Origin of the sequence: Kitasatospora sp. NPDC057692 (assembly GCF_042799475.1) — a bacterium.
Taxonomy (GTDB): domain Bacteria; phylum Actinomycetota; class Actinomycetes; order Streptomycetales; family Streptomycetaceae; genus Kitasatospora.
The window spans coordinates 19,567-37,115 of record NZ_JBHVIV010000015.1 but is presented as its reverse complement, the minus strand read 5'-3'; the positions used below and the strand labels follow the sequence as shown (position 1 = coordinate 37,115).

The following is a 17,549-nucleotide window of genomic DNA, read 5'->3' as shown; positions in this document are numbered from 1 at the left end:
CCGGGCGGTTCCGCCCGCGTCAGCTCCGGGGCGTCTCGGCGACCGCCACCAGGGCCACCCGGGGGATCTCGGCGGCCCAGCCGCCCTCCGCCGGCCGCACCGTCGGCCGGGAGGGCCGGCCGGCGGGCAGTTGCGGGTAGTCGCTGTGGTCGAAGCTCTCACTGAGCAGGTCCCAGGCGCGGTCCGGGCCGAGCGCGGCGAAGTGCGCGGTCAGGCCGTAGCTGTCGGCGAAGTAGGCCACCGCCGCGGCGCGCGCCAGGTCGGGTGAGGGGGCCCGCAGGGTGACCGGGTCGTAGAGGTCGAGCAGGCGGGTCTGCACCGGGTGGTCGGCGAACAGGTCCCAGAGCCGGTCCCGGCCGAAGTGCGGGTAGTCGTGCGGCACGGCGCCGTACCGGTCGACGACGGTGCCGAAGAAGACGGCCATCGGGCTGGCCGGGTCGAAGTCGTGCAGGACCACCCGGCCCCCCGGCCGCACCACCCGGACGGCCTCGGCGACCGCCCGCGGGCGCTCCGCGACGGGGATGTGGTGGGTGCCGTACGCGAGGAGCACCGCGTCGACGGTCCGGTCGGCCAGCAGCAGCTGGTCGGCGGCCTGGCGTACGGCGGGCAGGCCGTGGGCGAGCGCCGCGGCGACCATCGGGCCGGAGATGTCCCCGGTGAGCACCGTCAGGCCGTCCGGCAGCTGGTCCGGGCGGAGGTGCGCGACCCGGGCGAGGAGGCCGTCGCCGCCCAGCACGTCCAGGACCAGGACCTCCGGGCCGCGCGTGGTCGGAGCGGCCAGCCGCAGCAACTGCTGGGCCCCGGTCCAGCGCACCAGCGGATCGCGGTGGGCGCGCCGGTAGGTGCCGCCCCGGCCGGAGGCGTCGGAGTCGAACTCGTTCGTCAGCGCGCAGAGCCGGTTCATCGTGGCCCCGCAGCCGAACCGCTCCGGATCGAGCAGTTCCCGCAGGCGCGGGTGGCGGGCCTCCACCTCGGCCAGGTACCGCTCCACGGACAGCCCGGGAAGGTAGGTCGTCGTCTCGGACACGGTTCTGTCTCCCTCGTGGGACCTTGGCGGTTGCCGACGATTCGTATGCGAGCGTAATCGTGTGACTACGGGTCCGCATGTCATGGGGGAGGGGGAGGGCCGTGCCTCGCGGCGCGACCTCGCCGCCGAGCACCGGGGCGGCGGGCGCGCGGTCCGCGAGGCGCTCCGGGCCCTCCGGGCGCTCCGCTAGGAGGGCGCTGTCCGTGCGCGGCGCGGCAGGGCCTCCGGCTCACCACGCGCGCCGCCCGCCGCCGACCGAGTCCGGCGAACGGCCACCGCTTGGGAGCCCCGGCCCGGACGCCCTGAGGTCGCGACCTCCCGACGCCTCGCCGTCCGGCTGCGCCCGGCGGGCGGGTCAGCCGGTCGACGGGACGGTCAGGAGGACCGCGGTGGTGCTCCGGATCGCGTGGCCGTCCAACTCGACCGCGACGGTGTAGGCCGTCCCGGTCGGCGTCGGACCCTGGGGGATCGCGACCGCCGGGGCCCGGCCCGTGTTCCCGCACGTCCCGGGCGGCACGTCGAACACGTCGCCGACCGCGAACGGGCCCTCGTCGAGGCGGGTGAGCCGACCGGCGTCCAGGCCGTTCGCGGTCAGGTGGGTGCTCATCGCCTGCCGGGTGCTCCGGAACGCCACGGCCAGCCTCGGCTCCCCGTCCGCCGGGTGGGCGCGGGCGGTGTAGTGCACGTCCGTCGCGTCCGGGGGCAGCGTGATGCCCCGGGCCTCCAGGGCCCGTTCCAGCGGCACATCGGTTCCCGCGCAGGCGCGTTCGTCGCCGAACGGGTGCCCGTTGCCCTCGGAGAGCCACCGGTAGCCGGCCACCCCCGCGACCGCCAGCGCGGCGGTCAGCGTGGTGGCCACCGCGGGCCCCACCCACCGTACGGATCTCCCCATGCCGATCACCCTCCCCCTCGACCGGGGACGCTAGCACGACGCGTCAGGGGCAACCGGGGCCAGGGGCGCGGTCGTTCGGCCACGATGCCTGCCGACCCGCCGCGCCCCGGCCCGCCCGTGCGGGGCGGGCCCGGCGTCAGCGCGGGAGGCGTGCCTCGATGCCGTCGAGGAGGAAGTCGAGGCCGATCCGGAAGGTCCGGTCGGCGTCCGGGTGGGGGCCGTCGCGGACGACCGCGGCCAGCATTCCGGATATCGACCGGACATGCCCCGACCTCGCGGCGATGGTCGGGCGCGGCAACTACTGGGTGCTCGGCGACGGACTGTCCCTGGCCGCCCAGCGGAACGGCGACGGCCGGGTCCGCGTCTACCTCAGCTTCTACCGCACCGACGAGGACTGGTTCGCCGGGAGCGGGATTCCGTTCGACGACCCGGCGGCCGCCCGGGCGCGACTGCTCGACCTCTTCGCCGGCTGGCACCCGCGGTTCCTCGCCCTGATCGAGGCGTGCGAGGACACGGTCGTGCCGCGGCCGATCACCGCACTGCCGGTCGGCCTGACCTGGCCGTCGGCGCGGGACGTCACGCTGCTCGGCGATGCGGCGCACCTGATGCCGCCGGTGGGGCAGGGAGCCAACATGGCGCTGCTCGACGGCGCCCTGCTCGGCCTCGCCCTGGCCGCGCATCGGGACGACGTCCCCGCCGCCGTGCGGGAGTACGAGCACGAGATGGCCGAGCGCACCGGTGCTGCCGCCCGGCAGTCCGCGCGGATCCAGGACGTCCTGGCCTCGCCGGACGCCGCTCGGGTGATGCTCGCGTTCTTCCAACGCTGACCGCCGCCGGGGGCGGGGAGGCGGGGGAGCGCGTCAGTCCGTCGGCCTGACGCCGACCTGCCAGTCCCTCGGGGACACGCCGTACGCCTCGCGGAAGGTGCGGCTGAAGTGGCTGGAGTTGGCGAAGCCCCACCGCCGGGCGATCCCCGCCACCCCGAGATCCTCGGCCATCGGACGAAGGAGGTCCCGGCTGCAGCGCTCCAGCCGCTGGGTGCGGATCCAGGTACCGAGGGTGACGCCCTCCTGCTGGAACAGCTTGTGGAGGAAGCGGAGCGACATGTAGTTCGCCTCGGCGATCCTGGACGGCGAGAGGTCGGGATCGCGGAGGTTCCGCAGGATGTAGTCCTTGACCCGCTCCAACGAGGCCGCGCTCTGCGATTCCTGCGGGCGTGACTGCCCGTTCCGGTCGTCGACGAGCAGTGCCAGCAGGTCGAGCGCCGTCGCCGCGGCCCGGCGTCCGACGCCCTCGTCCAACCGCTCCGCCTCGCGCGCCATCTGCGTCAGATAGGTCGCCAGGAGCGCGGCGCTGCCCTCGTCGCGGCTGAACGCCGTCGCGGTCAGGCCCCGCAGGGCCCTCTCCGACACGTCCAGCTCCGCGCGGGGGAAGTGGAAGGAGGTGAAGGCGAAGCCCTCGTCGATCTTCTTCCGGAAGACGCGGGACGAGTCGGTGAAGGAGAATTCGCCCGGCCGGATGAGCGACTCCCGCCCGTCCTGTTCCTTGAGCGAGGTGCCGCGCTCCTGGAGGCTCAGGATGAGCGACGGGGGCCCGCCGGCGGCGATCATGCGCGTGCCGCGCGTGACCATCTGGGGCCCCGCCTCGATCCGCGATATCCGCACCGGGCCCAGCTGGTGGCTGACGATCGTGCCGGGGGACGGCACCTCCTCCAGGAAGCGCACCGTCATCGGCATGAAGGTGCGGGCCACCGCCTCGTGCCAGACCTCCGCCCGGTCGGAGGCGGCCAGGGGCGCGGTGGAGAGGGCCGCACTCCCCTCCTTGACATCCTGAACGCCGGGTGCCATGGACTCCCTTCCTGCCGCTGGTGTGCCTTCCGGGACACCACCCTGCCAGTCGGTCGGCGGCGGGACATCGCGTGAACCTACTAGATCCCTCACTTGAGGGCCCCGTCGGTGGCGGCGGCGGCGAGGTGGCGCTGGGCGAGGACGAGCAGCACGGCGGCGGGGACGGAGGCCATGACCGCGGTGGCCATGACGGCGTTCCACTGGTCGGTGTGGGCGCCGAGGTACTGGTAGACGCCCAGGGTGATCGGCCGGACGGTGTCCGAGGTGGTCAGGGTCAGGGCGAAGAGGAAGTCGCCCCAGGCGAAGAGGAAGGTGAAGACGGCGGCCGTGATCAGGGCGTTCCTGCTCAGCGGGAGCACCACGGAGCGGAGGACCCGCAGCGGGCCGGCGCCGTCCACGCGCGCGGCCTCGATGATCTCCCCGGGGATGCTCCGCATGAACGCGTGCAGGACGAGGATCGAGAAGGGGATCCCCGCGGTGGAGTCGGCGAGGACCAGCCCGAGGCGGGAGTTCAGGAGTCCCAGGTCGTTGTAGGCGTCGTAGAGCGCGTTGGCCACGACGATGCCCGGCACCATCTGGGTGACCAGGACGCCGAGCAGTACGAGCCGCGTTCCGCGCAGCCGGAACCGGGCCAGGCCGTAGGCCGCCGGAGCGGCGAGCACGAGGCTGAGCGCCACGCTGCCGAGGGAGACGACGAGGCTGGTGACGAGGTTGGGTCCCTGGTCGTGCAGCGCGGTGGCGTATCCGCCGAAGTCGGGGTGGAGCGGGAACCACCCGCCGGTGAGGGTGTTGCCGGCCGGCTGGAGGGAGGCGTTCACCATCCAGTAGACGGGGAAGAGCATCAGCGCGAGCAGCGCGGTTCCGACGAGGGTGGACAGCCATCCGCGACGGCCGGGCGCGCGCTTCACCGGGCCCCCTCCGGGGCGGTCCGGGCGCGTCGGCCCACCCGCAGGTGGACGAGGGCGAACACGAACGACAGCGCCACGAGCAGGTTGCTCATCGCGGCACCGCGGCCGAAGTCGAACTGTCGGAAGGACAGTTCGTAGGACTGGGTGGCGAGGGTCTCCGTGGCGTTGGCGGGTCCACCGCCGGTCACCACCAGGATGATGTCCAGCACCTTGAGCGTGTAGACCGTGCCCAGCACCAGGACGACGCTCACCACGGGCTTCAGCAGCGGCCAGGTGATGTGGCGGAACGAGGCCGCCGGCCCGGCGCCGTCCAGCTTCGCAGCCTCGTACAGCTGGGTGGGGATCTCCTGCAGACCGCCGTACAGGAGCGCGGTGGCGAACGGGACGCCGACCCAGATGTTGACGAGGATCACCGACACCAGCGCCTGGGAGGTGCCGGTGAGCCACGGGACGCCGGAGGCCGAGAGGTGCAGGCCGCGCAGCACCGTGTTGACGACTCCGGTGTCGGGGTCGAGCATCCACCGCCAGACGGTGCCCGAGGCGACCAGCGGCAGCAGCCACGGCAGCAGCAGGAGCGAGCGCAGCACGCCGTTGAGCGGGAAGCGGCGCCGGAAGTACAGGGCGAGGGCCAGGCCGAGCACGAACTGCCCCAGGACCGAGCCGACGGTGAACAGGACCGTGGTCAGCAGGGTCCCGGGGAACAGCTGCGAGGAGAGCACCCCCGCGTAGTTCCGCAGTCCGACGAACGGCGCCTCACCCGTGTGGAAGCTCGTGACGGTGTACTGCTGGAAGCTCATCGCGATGTTCCTGACGAGCGGACCGCCGAAGAACAGCACCAGGTAGGCCGCGGCCGGCGCGATGAACATCCATTGCGCCGCCCGCTCCCCGAACCGCGCGGGGAAGCGGTCAGTGGCCGGTCGCGAGCTGCTGCGCATGCCTGAGGGCTTCCTCCGGGGTCCGCTCGCCGGTCAGCGCGGACTGGACCGCGGTGTAGATCGCCGTCGCGGCGGCGGGCCACTCGACGCCCAGCTCGGCGGTCCGGGCGCGCGCCGCTTCCACGCTCTTGGCGAAGGCGGCCATCGACGGGGTCTGCGCGGCGTACTGGGCGGCCACCGCGGTGCGGGAGGGCACGGTGAAGTGGTCCTCGGCCAGGGTGAGCATGCTCGACGAGGTGTTCAGGCAGGCGAGGACCTGGGCGGCCTTCTCCTGCCGGGCCTTCGACGGGCCCTTGGGAACCGTCCACACCTCGCCGCCGAGCGGGGTGACCGGGGTCTGCCCCAGCCGCGGGACGGGCACGGGGGCCACGTCCCAGTTCAGACCCGCCTGCTGGTTCAGGGCCGGGATCCGCCACGGGCCGTTGATCATCATGGCGGTCTTGCCGGCGGTGAACTGGTCGTGCAGGTCGGCCTGCGTCCAGTTCAGCACGGACTTCGACATCGACCCGCTGTTCACCAGGTCGACCCAGAGCCGGAGCGCCTCGGCGGCCTCGGGGGTGTCCAGCCGCCGCTCGTCGCCGCCGTTGGACCACAGGAAGGGAAGGAACTGCCAGGTGCCCTCGAAGGTGGCGTTCGCGTCGACCGCCATGCCGTAGCGTCCGGGGCGGGTCAGCGCGGCGGCCGCCGCCTTCAGCTCCTCCCAGGTCCTCGGCACGGTGACACCGGCCTCGGCGAGCATGTCCTTGTTGTAGATCAGGGCGACGGTGCTGACGTTGGGGGCCAGTCCGTACACCTTCCCCTGGTAGCTGCCCGCCGACCGGATGCCCTCGGCGAACCCGTCGGCGTCGATGCCGAACCCGTCCAGCGGGGCCAGCGCGCCGGTCCGGGCGATCTGCTGCAGGTCGGGGTTGTCCAGCATCAGCAGATCGGGCAGGGTCCGCGAGGAGGCCTGCTGGAGGACCTTGGGGACGAGGGCCGCCCCCGGGACGCTGGTCTGCTCGACCTTCACCCCGGCGGTCCGGCCGCACGCGTCGAGCAGTTCGCCCCACTGGGCGTGCTCGGTCGCGTCGGTGTAGTAGTCGAGCGCGGTGATCGAGGTGACCTCGCCCTCGGCGGACCGGGCGCCGGTGCCGTCACCGCACCCGGCGAGGGCAGGCACCAGGATGCTGGTTCCGGTCAGGAGGGCGGCGATCCGCCGCACCGACGATCTGGCCGGTGACATCATGCTGGTGCCTTCGAGGGGTGAGGGGGTGACCGGGGTCGGTCACGCGCGGGGGCGGGAAGAGCGGAGCCGTCAAAACGGCCCAACCGGACCCTTCCGTTCGAACGCCATTTAAACACCCCCCGGGTTTCCCTCGGCCCCGGGTGTCCGGAAGCCCTACCGCGGGCCGTCGTCGCCGCTCCGCTCGACGGCCTCCCGGATCATCGCCGCCACGGCGTCGGGCTGCGACAGCGCCACGGCGTGCGAGGCGTCCAGCAGGTACTCGGTGGCCGCCATGCGCAGGGCCATGAAGCGCTGGGCGGCGGGACTGAGCATGCGGTCGGCGGTCGCGATGGCGTACCAGCACGGCCTGGACGCCCAGGCCGGCGGGCCCGATCGGGCGGTCAGCGCGACGGGGGCGACCGGGCGCTGCGCCGCGGCCAGCGCCCGCGCGACCGCGGGCGGCAGGTCGGCGGCGTACAGCTGGGGGAAGCGGTCCTCGCGGAGGGACAGCCCGCTGCCGAGCCCGTCGGGGAGGGGCGTGGCGACGGTCGCGTCGGACACGGGGGAGGGGGCGAAGCGGTTCGAGATGTCCAGGACGCACTCGCCGGCGTCGAGGCCGAACGCGGCGGCGTAGCACAGGGCCACGACGTTCTCGGCGTCGGTCGCCGCGTGGGTGACGACCGCGCCGCCGTAGCCGTGGCCGACCAGCACGACGGGGCCGTCGACGTCCCGGAGCACGTTCCCGAGGTGCGCCGCGTCCTGCTCCAGACCGCGCAGCGGGTTCGCGGGGGCGCGCACGGTCAGTCCGTCGGCGCGGAGCCGCTCGGCGACCCCCGTCCAGCACGAGGTGTCGGCGAAGGCCCCGTGCACCAGGACGACGGTCGGCCGAACGGGGGTGGCGCTGTGCATGCCGGTGACCTTCGACTGGGTGGGGGAGCGGACACCCCAGCCAAGCGGGTCCGGGTGCGTCAGGTCATCGCGTGAACGTACCAACCCGTACCGACCCGTACCGACCCGTACCGACCCGCGGTGCCGGCAGGTGCCGACCGGTCCCGGTCAGTCCTCGGGCAAGGACGTGACCAGGTTGGCGAGCTGGACCCGGGAGCCGATCGACAGTTTGCGGAAGACGGACGTCAGATGGGTGTTGACCGTGTGCGGGGACACCACCAGCGCGTCGGCGGCCGACCGGTTGGTGTGGCCCTCGGCGATGAGGCGCGCGACCTTCTCCTCGGAGGCCGTGAGGGACCCCCAGCCCTGGACGGGACGCGGTGCGGCGGCCGTCCGACGGCTGCCGGCCCCGGCGTCTTCCAGGTCGCGCTGCAGGCGGGCCGCCGCGGCGTGCGCGCCCGCCTCGGCGAACGTGCCGCGCGCGTTCGCCAGTGCGGCCACCGCCCGGTCCTTGCGGCCCGCCGCCAGGAACGCCCGCCCGAGGTCCGCGTACGCGGCGGCCCGGGCCAGCGGGCGGGGGCTCGCCGTGAGCAGTTCCACGGAGTGTTCGAGCAGCGCGGGGTCGTTCCGCACGAGCCCGCGGGCCTGCGCCGCGATGCCGGTGGCGGTCGGCACGGACGGGTTGCGCTCGGCGTGGGCCTCGGCCTGCGCGGCGAGGTCCTCGGCGAGCTCGTGGTTCCCGTCGCGCAGGGACATCCGGACCGCGGAGTCGACCCAGTCCCGCAGCAGCCGCCAGCGCATGAAGGATCCTTCCCGCTGGACCTGGCGGATCCGGTCGACGGCGCGCCCGGTGTCCCCCTCGGCCTCGGCGTGGACGGCCTCCAGGAAGCGGACCGCGGCCGTGTTGCCCGGGTTCGGTTTGACCGCGAGCCCTTCCCGGGCCGCGGCCAGGTGCTCCCGGGCCGCCTCGCGGTCGCCGCGCAGCAGGGCGGTCCGGGAGCGGATCACCCGGCCGTTCACCTGCTGGACGGGGACCCGCACCTCGTTCTCCAGGCTCTCCATGGTCGCGAAGCCGGCCTCGGCGTCGTCGAGCCGGCCGAGGCCCAGATCGTGCTGGCCCTGCGCCCAGAGCAGCATGGCCTGACGCGTCGTCCCGTCCTGCTCCGATGCCCGCAGCAGCAGGCGCTCGGCGGACCCGAAGTCGTCCAGGTGCAGGTGCGCGACGATCTCCTCGGGGAGGAACACGGAATCGATGGCGCTCAGCGCGGCGAAGCGCTCCAGCGCGAGCGCGTTCTCACCGGCGTTCAGGGCGATCTCGCCGAGCCCGGAGAGGGCCAGCACGTGGGCCTCCCGGTCCCCGGCCGCGGTGGCGTCGCGCAGCGCGCCCTCGCCGGCCTCGCACGCCGCGGCGAGATCGCGGCCCCGGGACAGCGCCAGGGCGCGCAGGGCGGCCAGCCGCGCGCAGACCTCCGGGGCGGCGCCGCCCACGGCGAGGGCGGCTTCGGTGCGGCGGCGCAGCTCCTCGGGGAGGTCCATGGTCCACAGCGTCCCGCCGACGGCGGCCTGGAGCCGGCCGAAGGTCTCCAGCGGGGGACGGTCGGCCAGCAGCCGGTCGCCCGCCGACAGCGCCTCCCGGGTCCGGCCGGCCCGGGTCAGGGTGAGGATCGCCTGCTCGCCCACCGAGAACCTCAGCGGCCCCGGCGCCGGGACCAGGTCGAGGGCGCGCGTGATGAGGTCGGCGGCCAGACCCGGTGTGACCGGCAGCACGTCGTCGGACGCCCGCCGCAGCAGCGCCACCGCCTCCTCGTCCCCGGGCAGCGAGCCCCGCAGGAGGTGCGGCACCGCGTCGGCCGGCGGCCGGCCCGCGGCGACGAGGCGGTGCGCGGCCTCGCGGTGCAGGGCCTTCCGGGCCGACGGCGGGACGTCGGCGTAGACCGCCTGGCGCAGCAGGTCGTGCCGGAAGACCAGTTGCTCGCCGTCGTCGTCCAGGAGCCCGGCCCGCAGGGCCTCCTCCAGGGACGGGATCAGCGCGGCGGCCGACCGGTCGCAGAGTGCGGCGGCGTCGTGGAAGGCGAACCGGCGTCCGAGCACCGCTCCCATCTGGAGGAAGCGCAGGGTGTCCGGCCGCAGGGACTTGAGGCGGGCGCGCACGCCCACCACGAGCGTGGAGGGCACGACCTCCGCCGAGGTGTCGACGGTCCGCAGCCCGGCCAGCATCTCGACGGCCAGGAACGGGTTCCCGCCGGCGCCGTCGAGCAGGTCGCGCACCCAGGCGTCGACCGCCGTGCCGAGGGTGTCGTCGGCCAGCTGGCCGATGGCCGCGCCGGACAGCGGGCCCAGCGACACCGTGACGGTCGGGAGGCTGCCGGTCGCGGCCGCGACGACCTCGTCCGCCGGTCCGGCGGGCTCCCGGCGCCCGGTCAGGATCCAGAGGACCGGCGAGGTCCGCAGGCGGGTCGGGAGCTGTTGCAGGGCGAACCGGCTGAGCGCGTCGGCCCACTGCACGTCGTCCAGGCAGATCAGCACCGGCGTGCTGCCGGCCCTGGCCTCGATCGCCTCCGCGAGGCGTTCCACCAGCCAGATCCGCTGGTCGTGATGGCGGGCGAGGTCGGCGAAGACGTCGCCGGACACCAGCGGGGGGTCGCCCTGCAGGACGCTGGCGGCCAGGGAGGAGAGCGGCACGATGTGGTGCAGTTCGTCGGCCTTGCCGAGGCCGACCGAGAAGCCCGCCGCCCTGGCCCGGGAGACGGCCTCGGAGAGCAGGGTGGTCTTCCCGATACCGGGTTCCCCCTGGATCAGGGCCAACCCGCCGCCTCCGGTGCGGGCCACCGAGGTGATCAGCGCCTGGAGCTCCGCGAGCTCGGCCTCCCGCCCGCGGAGGCCGCTGCGGGACAGCGGACCGCCCGACCCTGCCATTGACGCCTTCCCGTTCGCACCCGCCCGCCCGGGCCCGGTTCTGCCCGGTCCGCGGAGGATCCTGCCCTGCCGCCGTTCGCGGCCTCCCGAGGGTACGCCGTCCGAGCCGTCGGGTGCCGCGGGCCCCCGTGCGGCGTCACCGCAAGCGGTGCCGGCGGGCGATGTTCCGGCGGCGCACCGCGACGTGCCGGTCTGCGCACCGTTCGGCGGCCTAGGGGGCCGGAGCGGGGGCGCTGCGCCGTCGTGCCGGTCCGGTCCGGCGGGCCGCCCCGGTTGCCGCCGCCGTGCCGTCCGGGGCCGAAGTCCATTGCACCGCAGGCGCTTTCACGACTTCCCGGACATGTCCGAGGGGCCGCCGGCGCCGGTGGCGACGGCTCGTCCGGACCGGTCCCAGCTGTGGAAACGACGATTGTTGAACGTTTGTCGACCTGTTGCGGTCCTTGTATGAATGGCGCCGGGACGACCTTGATCACCGGCGTGGTGAGCGGGCCGTCCCCCTGACCCAGCACCCCACGAACCGATCGGAGCCCCTGGTGATCCCGTCGGGACCCTCCTCCCTCCCCGAGAACCGGCACCTCCGGCTCGCCCAGGACGCCGAAGGCTGCATCGACATCCTCGCCGCGCCTCCCGGCGCCGACCCCGAAGACTGCCTCTACGTCGTCCTGCACGTCGACGGTCCGGCCGTCGTCCGCCGCCACGGCGCCGGCACGGTGCTGGCGCCCGGAGACCTGCTGATCGGCACCTCCCCGCATCCGGCGGGCCTGCTGTGGGACGCCGAGTGCCGGATGGTCCGCTACCGCGTCCCGTGCTTCTACCTGGGCGTGTGCCGCGACGACGTCCGGCGGACGGGCGGGCTGATGGTGCGCGGCAACGAGGGGGTCGGGTCGCTCGCCTCGCGGCTCCTGTGGACCCTCGCCACCCGGGAGCGGGCGCACCGGGCCCGGCCGGGCGACTACCTCGCGCGCAGCGCCTCCGACATCCTCGCGGTCCTGGTCACCGAGCTGATGGAGCGGGAGGCCCCGGAGGATCCGAGCGGTTCGGCGCAGCTGCTGGCGCGGATCCGCGCCCACATCGAGGAGAACCTCGCCGATCCCGACCTGGCGCCGGAGGCGATCGCGCGGTCGCAGCACATCTCGGTGCGCTACCTGCACAAGCTGTTCCAGCAGGACGGGACGACCGTGGGCCAGTGGGTGCGGCAGCGCCGGCTGGACGCCTGCCGCCGGGAACTGGAGCGGCCCTCCCACCGGCCGATCAGCGTGGCCGCCGTCGCGCACCGGTGGGGGTTCGTCAGCCACTCCCACTTCAGCCGCGCCTTCCGCGACACCTACGGGGTCTCGCCCCGGGAGTGGCAGGCCTACGCCGCGCGGGTCGACGTCCGTCGGTCCTCCTGACCCCGTGACTGTGCTCCCCGTGCACCGGCGCTTGCTCCACAGCGCACGATCGGCGCCACGGGAGGGGGCGCGGGGCGGGCGGCCCGATCCACGCAACAAGAGGGAACCCGGATCCGGGGTGCGCTGCGGACCGGCGTCGGATGACGCACCGCTCGCCCCGGCATAGAATCCGTGCACGATCAGACCACTGGGGCCGACTCCCGGCAGTAGCGTCGGGTGGCGTGCTCGTGGCGTGCTCGTGGCGTCGAAGGGTGGCCCTCCGTTCGGTGTGGACCGGGTGGACACCCGGGCACGTGCCGCGTGCAGCGCTTTTCCGATCACGCCAGGAGCGAAGAGTTGTCCGACCCCACGCCCCACCGGGCCCGAAGACTGGTGCTCGACCGGGAGCTCCAGGAGTTTCTGGACGCCCGGGCCGGAGCGTCGGCGACGGACCTGCCGGACCTCTCCTTCCTCGCCCTCGACAGCCTTCCGAGCGTCAGGCCGGACGCCGACCAGGAGTCGGACGATCCGTACGGCACCGAGACGGAGTGGCTCGTCCTTCCCTGCGGACCGACCGGGCGGGTGCGCGTCCAGGTGACCAGGCCCGCCGGCTCCTCCGAGCCGGTCCCCGTGGTGCTCTTCCTGCCCGGCCTGGGCTGGTCGCTCGGCGACGCCGCCTGCTACGCGCGGCTGGTGCGGGACTTCGCCCTCGGGTCGGACGCCGCCGTCGTGTACGTGGACTACGACCGGGCACCCGCGGCGCGCTACCCGGTGGCCGTCGAGCAGTGCTACGCGGTGGCCCGCTGGCTCCAGGAGCACGGCCGCGCGATCGGACTGGCGGGGGACCGGATCGTCGCCGTCGGCGACTCCGCGGGAGCCAACCTGGTGGCGGCCCTGACGCTCCTCGCGCGCCGCCGCGGGGACGTGCGGCTGCTGCACCAGGTGCTGCTCTGCCCGGTGACCGACGCGGACCTCGACACCGAGTCCTACCGCCGGTTCGCGACGGGGTACTTCCTGCACCGCGAGCACATGCGCCGGTTCTGGGACGACTACCTGCCCGACACGTCCCGCCGCACGGAGGTGACCGCATCACCCCTGCGGGCCCCCTTGGAACAGCTCGCCGGGCTCCCGCCGGCGCTCGTGGTCACCGCGGAGGCCGACGTGCTGCGGGACGAGGGCGAGGCCTACGCCGCCAGGCTCCGCGCGGCCGGCGTCCCGGTGGTGTCGACCCGCTACCAGGGGGTGATGCACGGCTTCCTGCTGGTCGGCGCACTCCACCCCACCGGGACCAGCCGGGCCGCGCTGATCCAGGCCGTGGACACCGTCCACATGGCCCTGCACCGCCGGCCCTGGTGAGGCAGGCCGTAGGCGGAGGAGCCGCGCTCGGAGGATGACGGCCACGGTGTGGCGAAGGACTTCCACAATGCTGCCTCCAAGGCGGTCGGGCGGACTTCGGACGGCGGGCGGTTCACCCCGTGGGGTCGGCGGCCGGTTCGGTGGTTCCGCCGGCCTCCGCCGGCCCGCCCCGTCGCTGGGCGGGGATGCCGGTGCGCTCGTTCTGGAGGTCCCATAGCTCGCGGAACCGCCCGCCCTCGTCGGCCACCAGCTCGGCGAAGGTGCCCTCCTGGAGGACCTTGCCCGCTTCGAGGACGACGATCCGGTCGGCGACGGCCACATTGGTGAGGCGGTGGGTGACCAGGACGACCGCCCGCTCCCGTGCGACGGCCCGCAGGTTCTGGAAGATGCGGTGTTCGGCCCGCGGGTCGAGCGCCGCGGTGGGCTCGTCCAGGACGAGGAGTCCGGCCTCGCGGTGGAAGGCGCGGGCGATGGCCAGGCGCTGCCACTGCCCGCCGGACAGTTCCTCGCCGCCCATCCACTCCACCGCCAGCAGGGTGGACAGGCCCCGGCGGAGCCCGGCGACGACCTCGGCGGCGCCGGAGGCCTCGGCGGCCCGCACCACCGCCGCGTCGCCGTCGGGCGCGGGCTGGCCCAGGGTGATGTTCTCGCGGCAGGTCATCGGCCAGCGCGCGTAGTCCTGGGGCACGACGGCGACCTGCCGCCACAGGCCCTGCGGGTCGAGGTCCCGGGTCTCCCGGCCGTCCCACCGCGCCGAACCGGCCGCGGGCAGGTACAGGCCCGCGAGGAGTTTGGCGAGGGTGGTCTTCCCGGAGCCGTTCTCACCGACCAGGGCGAGGATCTCGCCGCGCTCGACGTGCAGGCTCACCCCGTCCAGGGCGGTGCGTTCGGAGGACGGGTAGGCGTAGCGGAGGTTCTCGACCTCGATCCGGCGCGGGGCCGGCGGGACGGCGGTGCCGCGCCGCAGGCGGTGGCCGCCGGCGGTGTCGAGGAAGGTGGACCAGTCGTCGAGGTACATGCCGGTGCGGAAGAGGGCGGCGCCGTAGTCGACGATGGCGCGGAGGGCGGCGCCGACGGCCGCGAGCGCGAACACGGCGGCGCCGCCGTGCGGCAGGCTCATCCGGCCGGTGGTGACGAGCCAGTACATCGCCGTCCACACCAGGGCGGTGCCGAGCCCGGTCGCGGCGGCGCCGATCACCGAGACCCGGGCGCTCTGCGTCGCGGCCCTCCGCGAGGTGGCGTCCAGCCTCCGGCCGACCTGCTCGTACTTGTCGAGGAGGAAGCCGCCCATGGTGTCGGAGCGGACCTGGTCGGCATTGCCCTTGACGTGGATGTACCAGCGCAGCTTCGACATGACCCTGCGGTCGCCGAGCGCGGCCCGGTTGGCGAGGAACTGCACCCGGGCGACGTACACCGACGCGATGCCCTGGGGTAGCGCGGCCAGCACCAGCAGGGGCAGCAGGGCGGGGTGGAGCACGGTCAGCACGCCGGCGGCGGCGACCAGCGAGGCGAGCGCGGCGATCAGGTGCTGCGCCTCGCCGACGATGTCCGCGCAGACCTCGGCGCCCCGGTCGGCGGCCTCCAGCTGGTCGTTGTAGCCGGCGTGGTCGTAGGCGGTGAGTTCGGCGGCGACGGTGGCCCGCAGCACCGCGGTCTCGGCCTCCCGGGAGATGCGCGGGGACAGGTGGACGGTGACGGTCCGGATCGCGATGCCGAGGAGTGCGCGGGCGCCGGCCGCCCCGGCGATCACGAGGACCGACGGCGCGGCCCGGGTGAGTTTGTCGCCCACCGCCGCCGGGCCGAACAGGGCCGCGATCGTCCCGGTGGTCGCGAACAGCCCGGCGGCACCGAGGACGGCTGACCCGACCTGGCAGACGAGCAGGACGACCACGGAGGACCGGTCGACGCGCCAGCCGAGCCGGAAGGCGCGGACCAGGAGCATGGGCAGGCGGCGGGCCATCGCGCTGACGCTGATCGCCTCGATGGCCTCGATGCGGCGGCCGTCGGCCAGCCATCGCAGCTCCTCGGAGGCGGCGGTTGCCGCCGGGGCGGGGGGACGGGACACGGATCCTCCAGACGCATGGACGGTGCACGGGCACGCGCAGGCACCGCGTCGGCCTGCCGGGACACCTCAAGTGGGCTGTCCGACGGTCGAGTTGGTGATGCTCGTGCGGTCGGGGAGGGTCCGATGATGGAGCTGTTCGAAGGCGGCGTTCAAGGGGATTTCCGTTCGGGCGATCCCGGGTTAAATCGGGACATTTCCATCCCCTTGGGTGCGGATGCGCTCGCGGACGCCGGGGTGGGAACGGCGCCGCGCGGGGCTCGGGCGTCCGCCGATTCACCCGATCGGGGGTTCGGCCGCCACGCTCGCGCCCGAACCACCGCCTCGTCACGACCATCGCGGTGAGCCCGTACTGACGACCGGTCGGAGATCGACCCCGGAGGCCGGACACGGCCGACCGCGGTGGACGGACCTGGCCAAGGACGGTTCGGGCCAGCACCGAACCCTGGTCCGGCCACCGGCCGGCGGGCAGGCTCGTACTCGACGGCGGCGACGAGCGGTCGGGAGCAACCGGGACGGCGTCACCGCGGACGCACCGGATCCGGATCACGTTCCACCCCCCACGAGTGCCCGGCCCGGCCTGCTCCTGCCCTGCCCGGTGCACCGGTCGACGCAGCGATTCCCTCAGCACCTTCGAAAACCTGCCGTGGCCCCATCCCCGGTGACGGCACATCCGACCCAGCGAGCGAAGCTTGCGAACGAAGGAAGCGTTCCCCCATGAAGAAGACCCTGCGCAAGGCCCTGCAACTCCTGGCGGTCGGCACGGTCCTGGCCGGCGGAAGCGTGGCCGCGACGAGCCCCGCGTACGCGGCCCTGCCCGATGTGTCCTGCGGTGCGGTCACGTCCGCCGACAGCGCCGCCGCCGCCCAGCTGAACCAGCAGCTCACCGGCAGCCTGCGGAACGCGATGACCGCGTACCGGGTGTCCTGCGCCCGGGCCGTCGTCAACACCGTGCGGGCCATCGGAGTGCCGCAGCAGGCCGAGGTCATCGCGATCACCACGGCGATCGTGGAGTCCACCCTGCGGAACAACCCGAACATGGAGGACCACGACAGCGTCGGGCTGTTCCAGCAGAGGGCGTCGTGGGGCAGCACCGCGCAGCGGCTCGACCCGGCGACGACCACCCGCAAGTTCGTCAACGCGCTGCTCGCGACGTATCCGAACAACTCCTGGCTGAGCAAGCCGGTCGGCGACGTCTGCCAGGGCGTCCAGCGCTCGGCCTATCCCGACCGCTACCAGTACCAGGTGGCCGACGCGCAGCGGATCGTCAACGCCCTCGGGCAGGCCCCCGCGACTCCGGTGGGGATGACGGGCTTCGCGTCGGCCGACTTCAACGGCGACGGGAAGGCGGACCTGGCGGCGGTGGAGGCGTCCACGGGGAAGATGTTCCTGTACCCGGGCACGGGCGCGGGCACCTTCGGTGCGCCGAGCCTCATCGGTACCGGGTGGGACACGGTCGGCAATGTGACGCCGGGTGACTTCAACGGCGACGGCAGGACCGACCTGGCCGCGGTCGGCGCGGGGGACGGGAACCTGTACGTCTTCCCGGGCACCGGCACCGGCGCGTTCGGAGCGCCCTGGTCGGCGGGCACCGGTTGGAACAGCCTGGACAACTTCTCCGCGGGGGACTTCAACGGTGACGGGAAGGCGGACATCGCCGCCGTCGGGACGGCCGACGGGAACCTGTACGTCTATCCGGGTACCGGGACCGGGTACTTCGCTGCGCCGATCAACGCGGGCAACGGCTGGAACGATCTGGACCGCTTCACCGGCGGGGACTTCAACGCCGACGGGAAGGCGGACATCGCGGCGGTCGGCAGGGGCGACGGCAACCTGTACGTCTTCCCGGGTACCGGCACCGGTTGGTTCGCCGCCCCGGTGAGCGCCGGCAGCGGTTGGAACATCATCCGCGACCTGGTCGGTGGGGACTTCAACGCCGACGGAAAGACCGACATCGCCGCCGTCCAGGCCCCCCGAGGCGCCGCCGGAAACATGTACCTCTACCCCGGCACCGGCCAGAACACCTTCGGCTCCCGCAGCACCATCGGCACCGACTGGTAGCCGACCCTCCCGGTCCCGACGGCGCCATCGGCCCGGCCCGTGATCCCTTCCCGGCCCGGCCCGCGCGCTGTCCGGCACACCAC

12 protein-coding genes and 1 pseudogene are annotated in these 17,549 nt (G+C 74.0%); 4 read left to right on the top strand and 9 right to left on the bottom strand.

Going from position 1 to position 17,549, the window contains the following annotated elements; all coding sequences use genetic code 11:
* Nucleotides 1-19 precede the first annotated feature (19 nt).
* Together ACFVFS_RS11845 and ACFVFS_RS11840 are read right to left on the bottom strand one after the other, a co-directional pair.
* A complete protein-coding gene (locus ACFVFS_RS11845) occupies nt 20-1,027 on the bottom strand; it encodes a class I SAM-dependent methyltransferase (protein ID WP_380622871.1) in 1,008 nt (335 codons plus the stop codon).
* A gap of 355 nt (nt 1,028-1,382) precedes the next feature.
* Nucleotides 1,383-1,919: a hypothetical protein gene (locus ACFVFS_RS11840; RefSeq protein WP_380622869.1), complete on the bottom strand. Its 537-nt coding sequence runs from the start codon at nt 1,917-1,919 to the stop codon at nt 1,383-1,385.
* A 242-nt stretch (nt 1,920-2,161) separates the two neighbouring features.
* On the opposite strand from ACFVFS_RS11840, the pseudogene ACFVFS_RS11835 reads away from it, so the two are divergent.
* Nucleotides 2,162-2,746, top strand: a pseudogene (locus tag ACFVFS_RS11835) (FAD-dependent oxidoreductase); the annotation flags it as partial.
* Nucleotides 2,747-2,779: 33 nt separating this feature from the next.
* On the opposite strand, the gene ACFVFS_RS11830 reads toward ACFVFS_RS11835, so the two are convergent.
* From ACFVFS_RS11830 to ACFVFS_RS11805, 6 genes are all read right to left on the bottom strand, one after another.
* Nucleotides 2,780-3,766 (bottom strand): helix-turn-helix domain-containing protein, encoded by a 987-nt coding sequence (locus ACFVFS_RS11830; RefSeq protein WP_380622867.1) that lies wholly within the window; start codon nt 3,764-3,766, stop codon nt 2,780-2,782.
* 89 nt (nt 3,767-3,855) lie between these two features.
* A complete protein-coding gene (locus ACFVFS_RS11825; RefSeq protein ID WP_380622865.1) occupies nt 3,856-4,674 on the bottom strand; it encodes a carbohydrate ABC transporter permease in 819 nt (272 codons plus the stop codon).
* Nucleotides 4,671-5,609: a carbohydrate ABC transporter permease gene (locus tag ACFVFS_RS11820; protein ID WP_380622863.1), complete on the bottom strand. Its 939-nt coding sequence runs from the start codon at nt 5,607-5,609 to the stop codon at nt 4,671-4,673. The genes ACFVFS_RS11825 and ACFVFS_RS11820 overlap by 4 nt, the downstream gene beginning before the upstream one ends.
* Nucleotides 5,581-6,831 (bottom strand): extracellular solute-binding protein, encoded by a 1,251-nt coding sequence (locus tag ACFVFS_RS11815; RefSeq protein ID WP_380622861.1) that lies wholly within the window; start codon nt 6,829-6,831, stop codon nt 5,581-5,583. Before ACFVFS_RS11815 ends, ACFVFS_RS11820 begins: the two co-directional genes overlap by 29 nt.
* Before the next feature lie 156 nt (nt 6,832-6,987).
* Nucleotides 6,988-7,722, bottom strand: a complete 735-nt coding sequence (locus ACFVFS_RS11810; RefSeq protein WP_380622859.1) for an alpha/beta fold hydrolase — start codon at nt 7,720-7,722, stop codon at nt 6,988-6,990.
* A 147-nt stretch (nt 7,723-7,869) separates the two neighbouring features.
* Complete coding sequence (locus ACFVFS_RS11805; RefSeq protein WP_380622857.1) at nt 7,870-10,617, bottom strand: AAA family ATPase; 2,748 nt, start codon at nt 10,615-10,617, stop codon at nt 7,870-7,872.
* A 533-nt stretch (nt 10,618-11,150) separates the two neighbouring features.
* Between ACFVFS_RS11805 and ACFVFS_RS11800 the strand changes: the two genes are divergently transcribed.
* Together ACFVFS_RS11800 and ACFVFS_RS11795 are read left to right on the top strand one after the other, a co-directional pair.
* Nucleotides 11,151-12,008 (top strand): helix-turn-helix domain-containing protein, encoded by an 858-nt coding sequence (locus ACFVFS_RS11800; RefSeq protein ID WP_380622855.1) that lies wholly within the window; start codon nt 11,151-11,153, stop codon nt 12,006-12,008.
* Nucleotides 12,009-12,344: 336 nt separating this feature from the next.
* Nucleotides 12,345-13,343 (top strand): alpha/beta hydrolase, encoded by a 999-nt coding sequence (locus tag ACFVFS_RS11795; protein WP_380622853.1) that lies wholly within the window; start codon nt 12,345-12,347, stop codon nt 13,341-13,343.
* A 112-nt stretch (nt 13,344-13,455) separates the two neighbouring features.
* On the opposite strand, the gene ACFVFS_RS11790 is transcribed toward ACFVFS_RS11795, so the two are convergent.
* The gene (locus ACFVFS_RS11790) at nt 13,456-15,408 is read right to left on the bottom strand and encodes an ABC transporter ATP-binding protein (RefSeq protein WP_380622851.1); all 1,953 of its coding nucleotides are present in this window, start codon (nt 15,406-15,408) and stop codon (nt 13,456-13,458) included.
* Between the two features lie 714 nt (nt 15,409-16,122).
* On the opposite strand from ACFVFS_RS11790, the gene ACFVFS_RS11785 reads away from it, so the two are divergent.
* Nucleotides 16,123-17,466, top strand: coding sequence for an FG-GAP repeat domain-containing protein (locus ACFVFS_RS11785; RefSeq protein ID WP_380622849.1), 1,344 nt, complete (start codon nt 16,123-16,125; stop codon nt 17,464-17,466).
* Nucleotides 17,467-17,549 lie beyond the last annotated feature (83 nt).

Coding starts and splice junctions, on each gene's coding strand:
- ACFVFS_RS11815 (WP_380622861.1), bottom strand. CDS start 6,831: ATGTCACCGGCCAGATCGTCGGTGCGGCGGATCGCCGCCCTCCTGACC.
- ACFVFS_RS11810 (WP_380622859.1), bottom strand. CDS start 7,722: ATGCACAGCGCCACCCCCGTTCGGCCGACCGTCGTCCTGGTGCACGGG.
- ACFVFS_RS11840 (WP_380622869.1), bottom strand. CDS start 1,919: ATGGGGAGATCCGTACGGTGGGTGGGGCCCGCGGTGGCCACCACGCTG.
- ACFVFS_RS11785 (WP_380622849.1), top strand. CDS start 16,123: ATGAAGAAGACCCTGCGCAAGGCCCTGCAACTCCTGGCGGTCGGCACG.
- ACFVFS_RS11805 (WP_380622857.1), bottom strand. CDS start 10,617: ATGGCAGGGTCGGGCGGTCCGCTGTCCCGCAGCGGCCTCCGCGGGCGG.
- ACFVFS_RS11820 (WP_380622863.1), bottom strand. CDS start 5,609: ATGCGCAGCAGCTCGCGACCGGCCACTGACCGCTTCCCCGCGCGGTTC.
- ACFVFS_RS11830 (WP_380622867.1), bottom strand. CDS start 3,766: ATGGCACCCGGCGTTCAGGATGTCAAGGAGGGGAGTGCGGCCCTCTCC.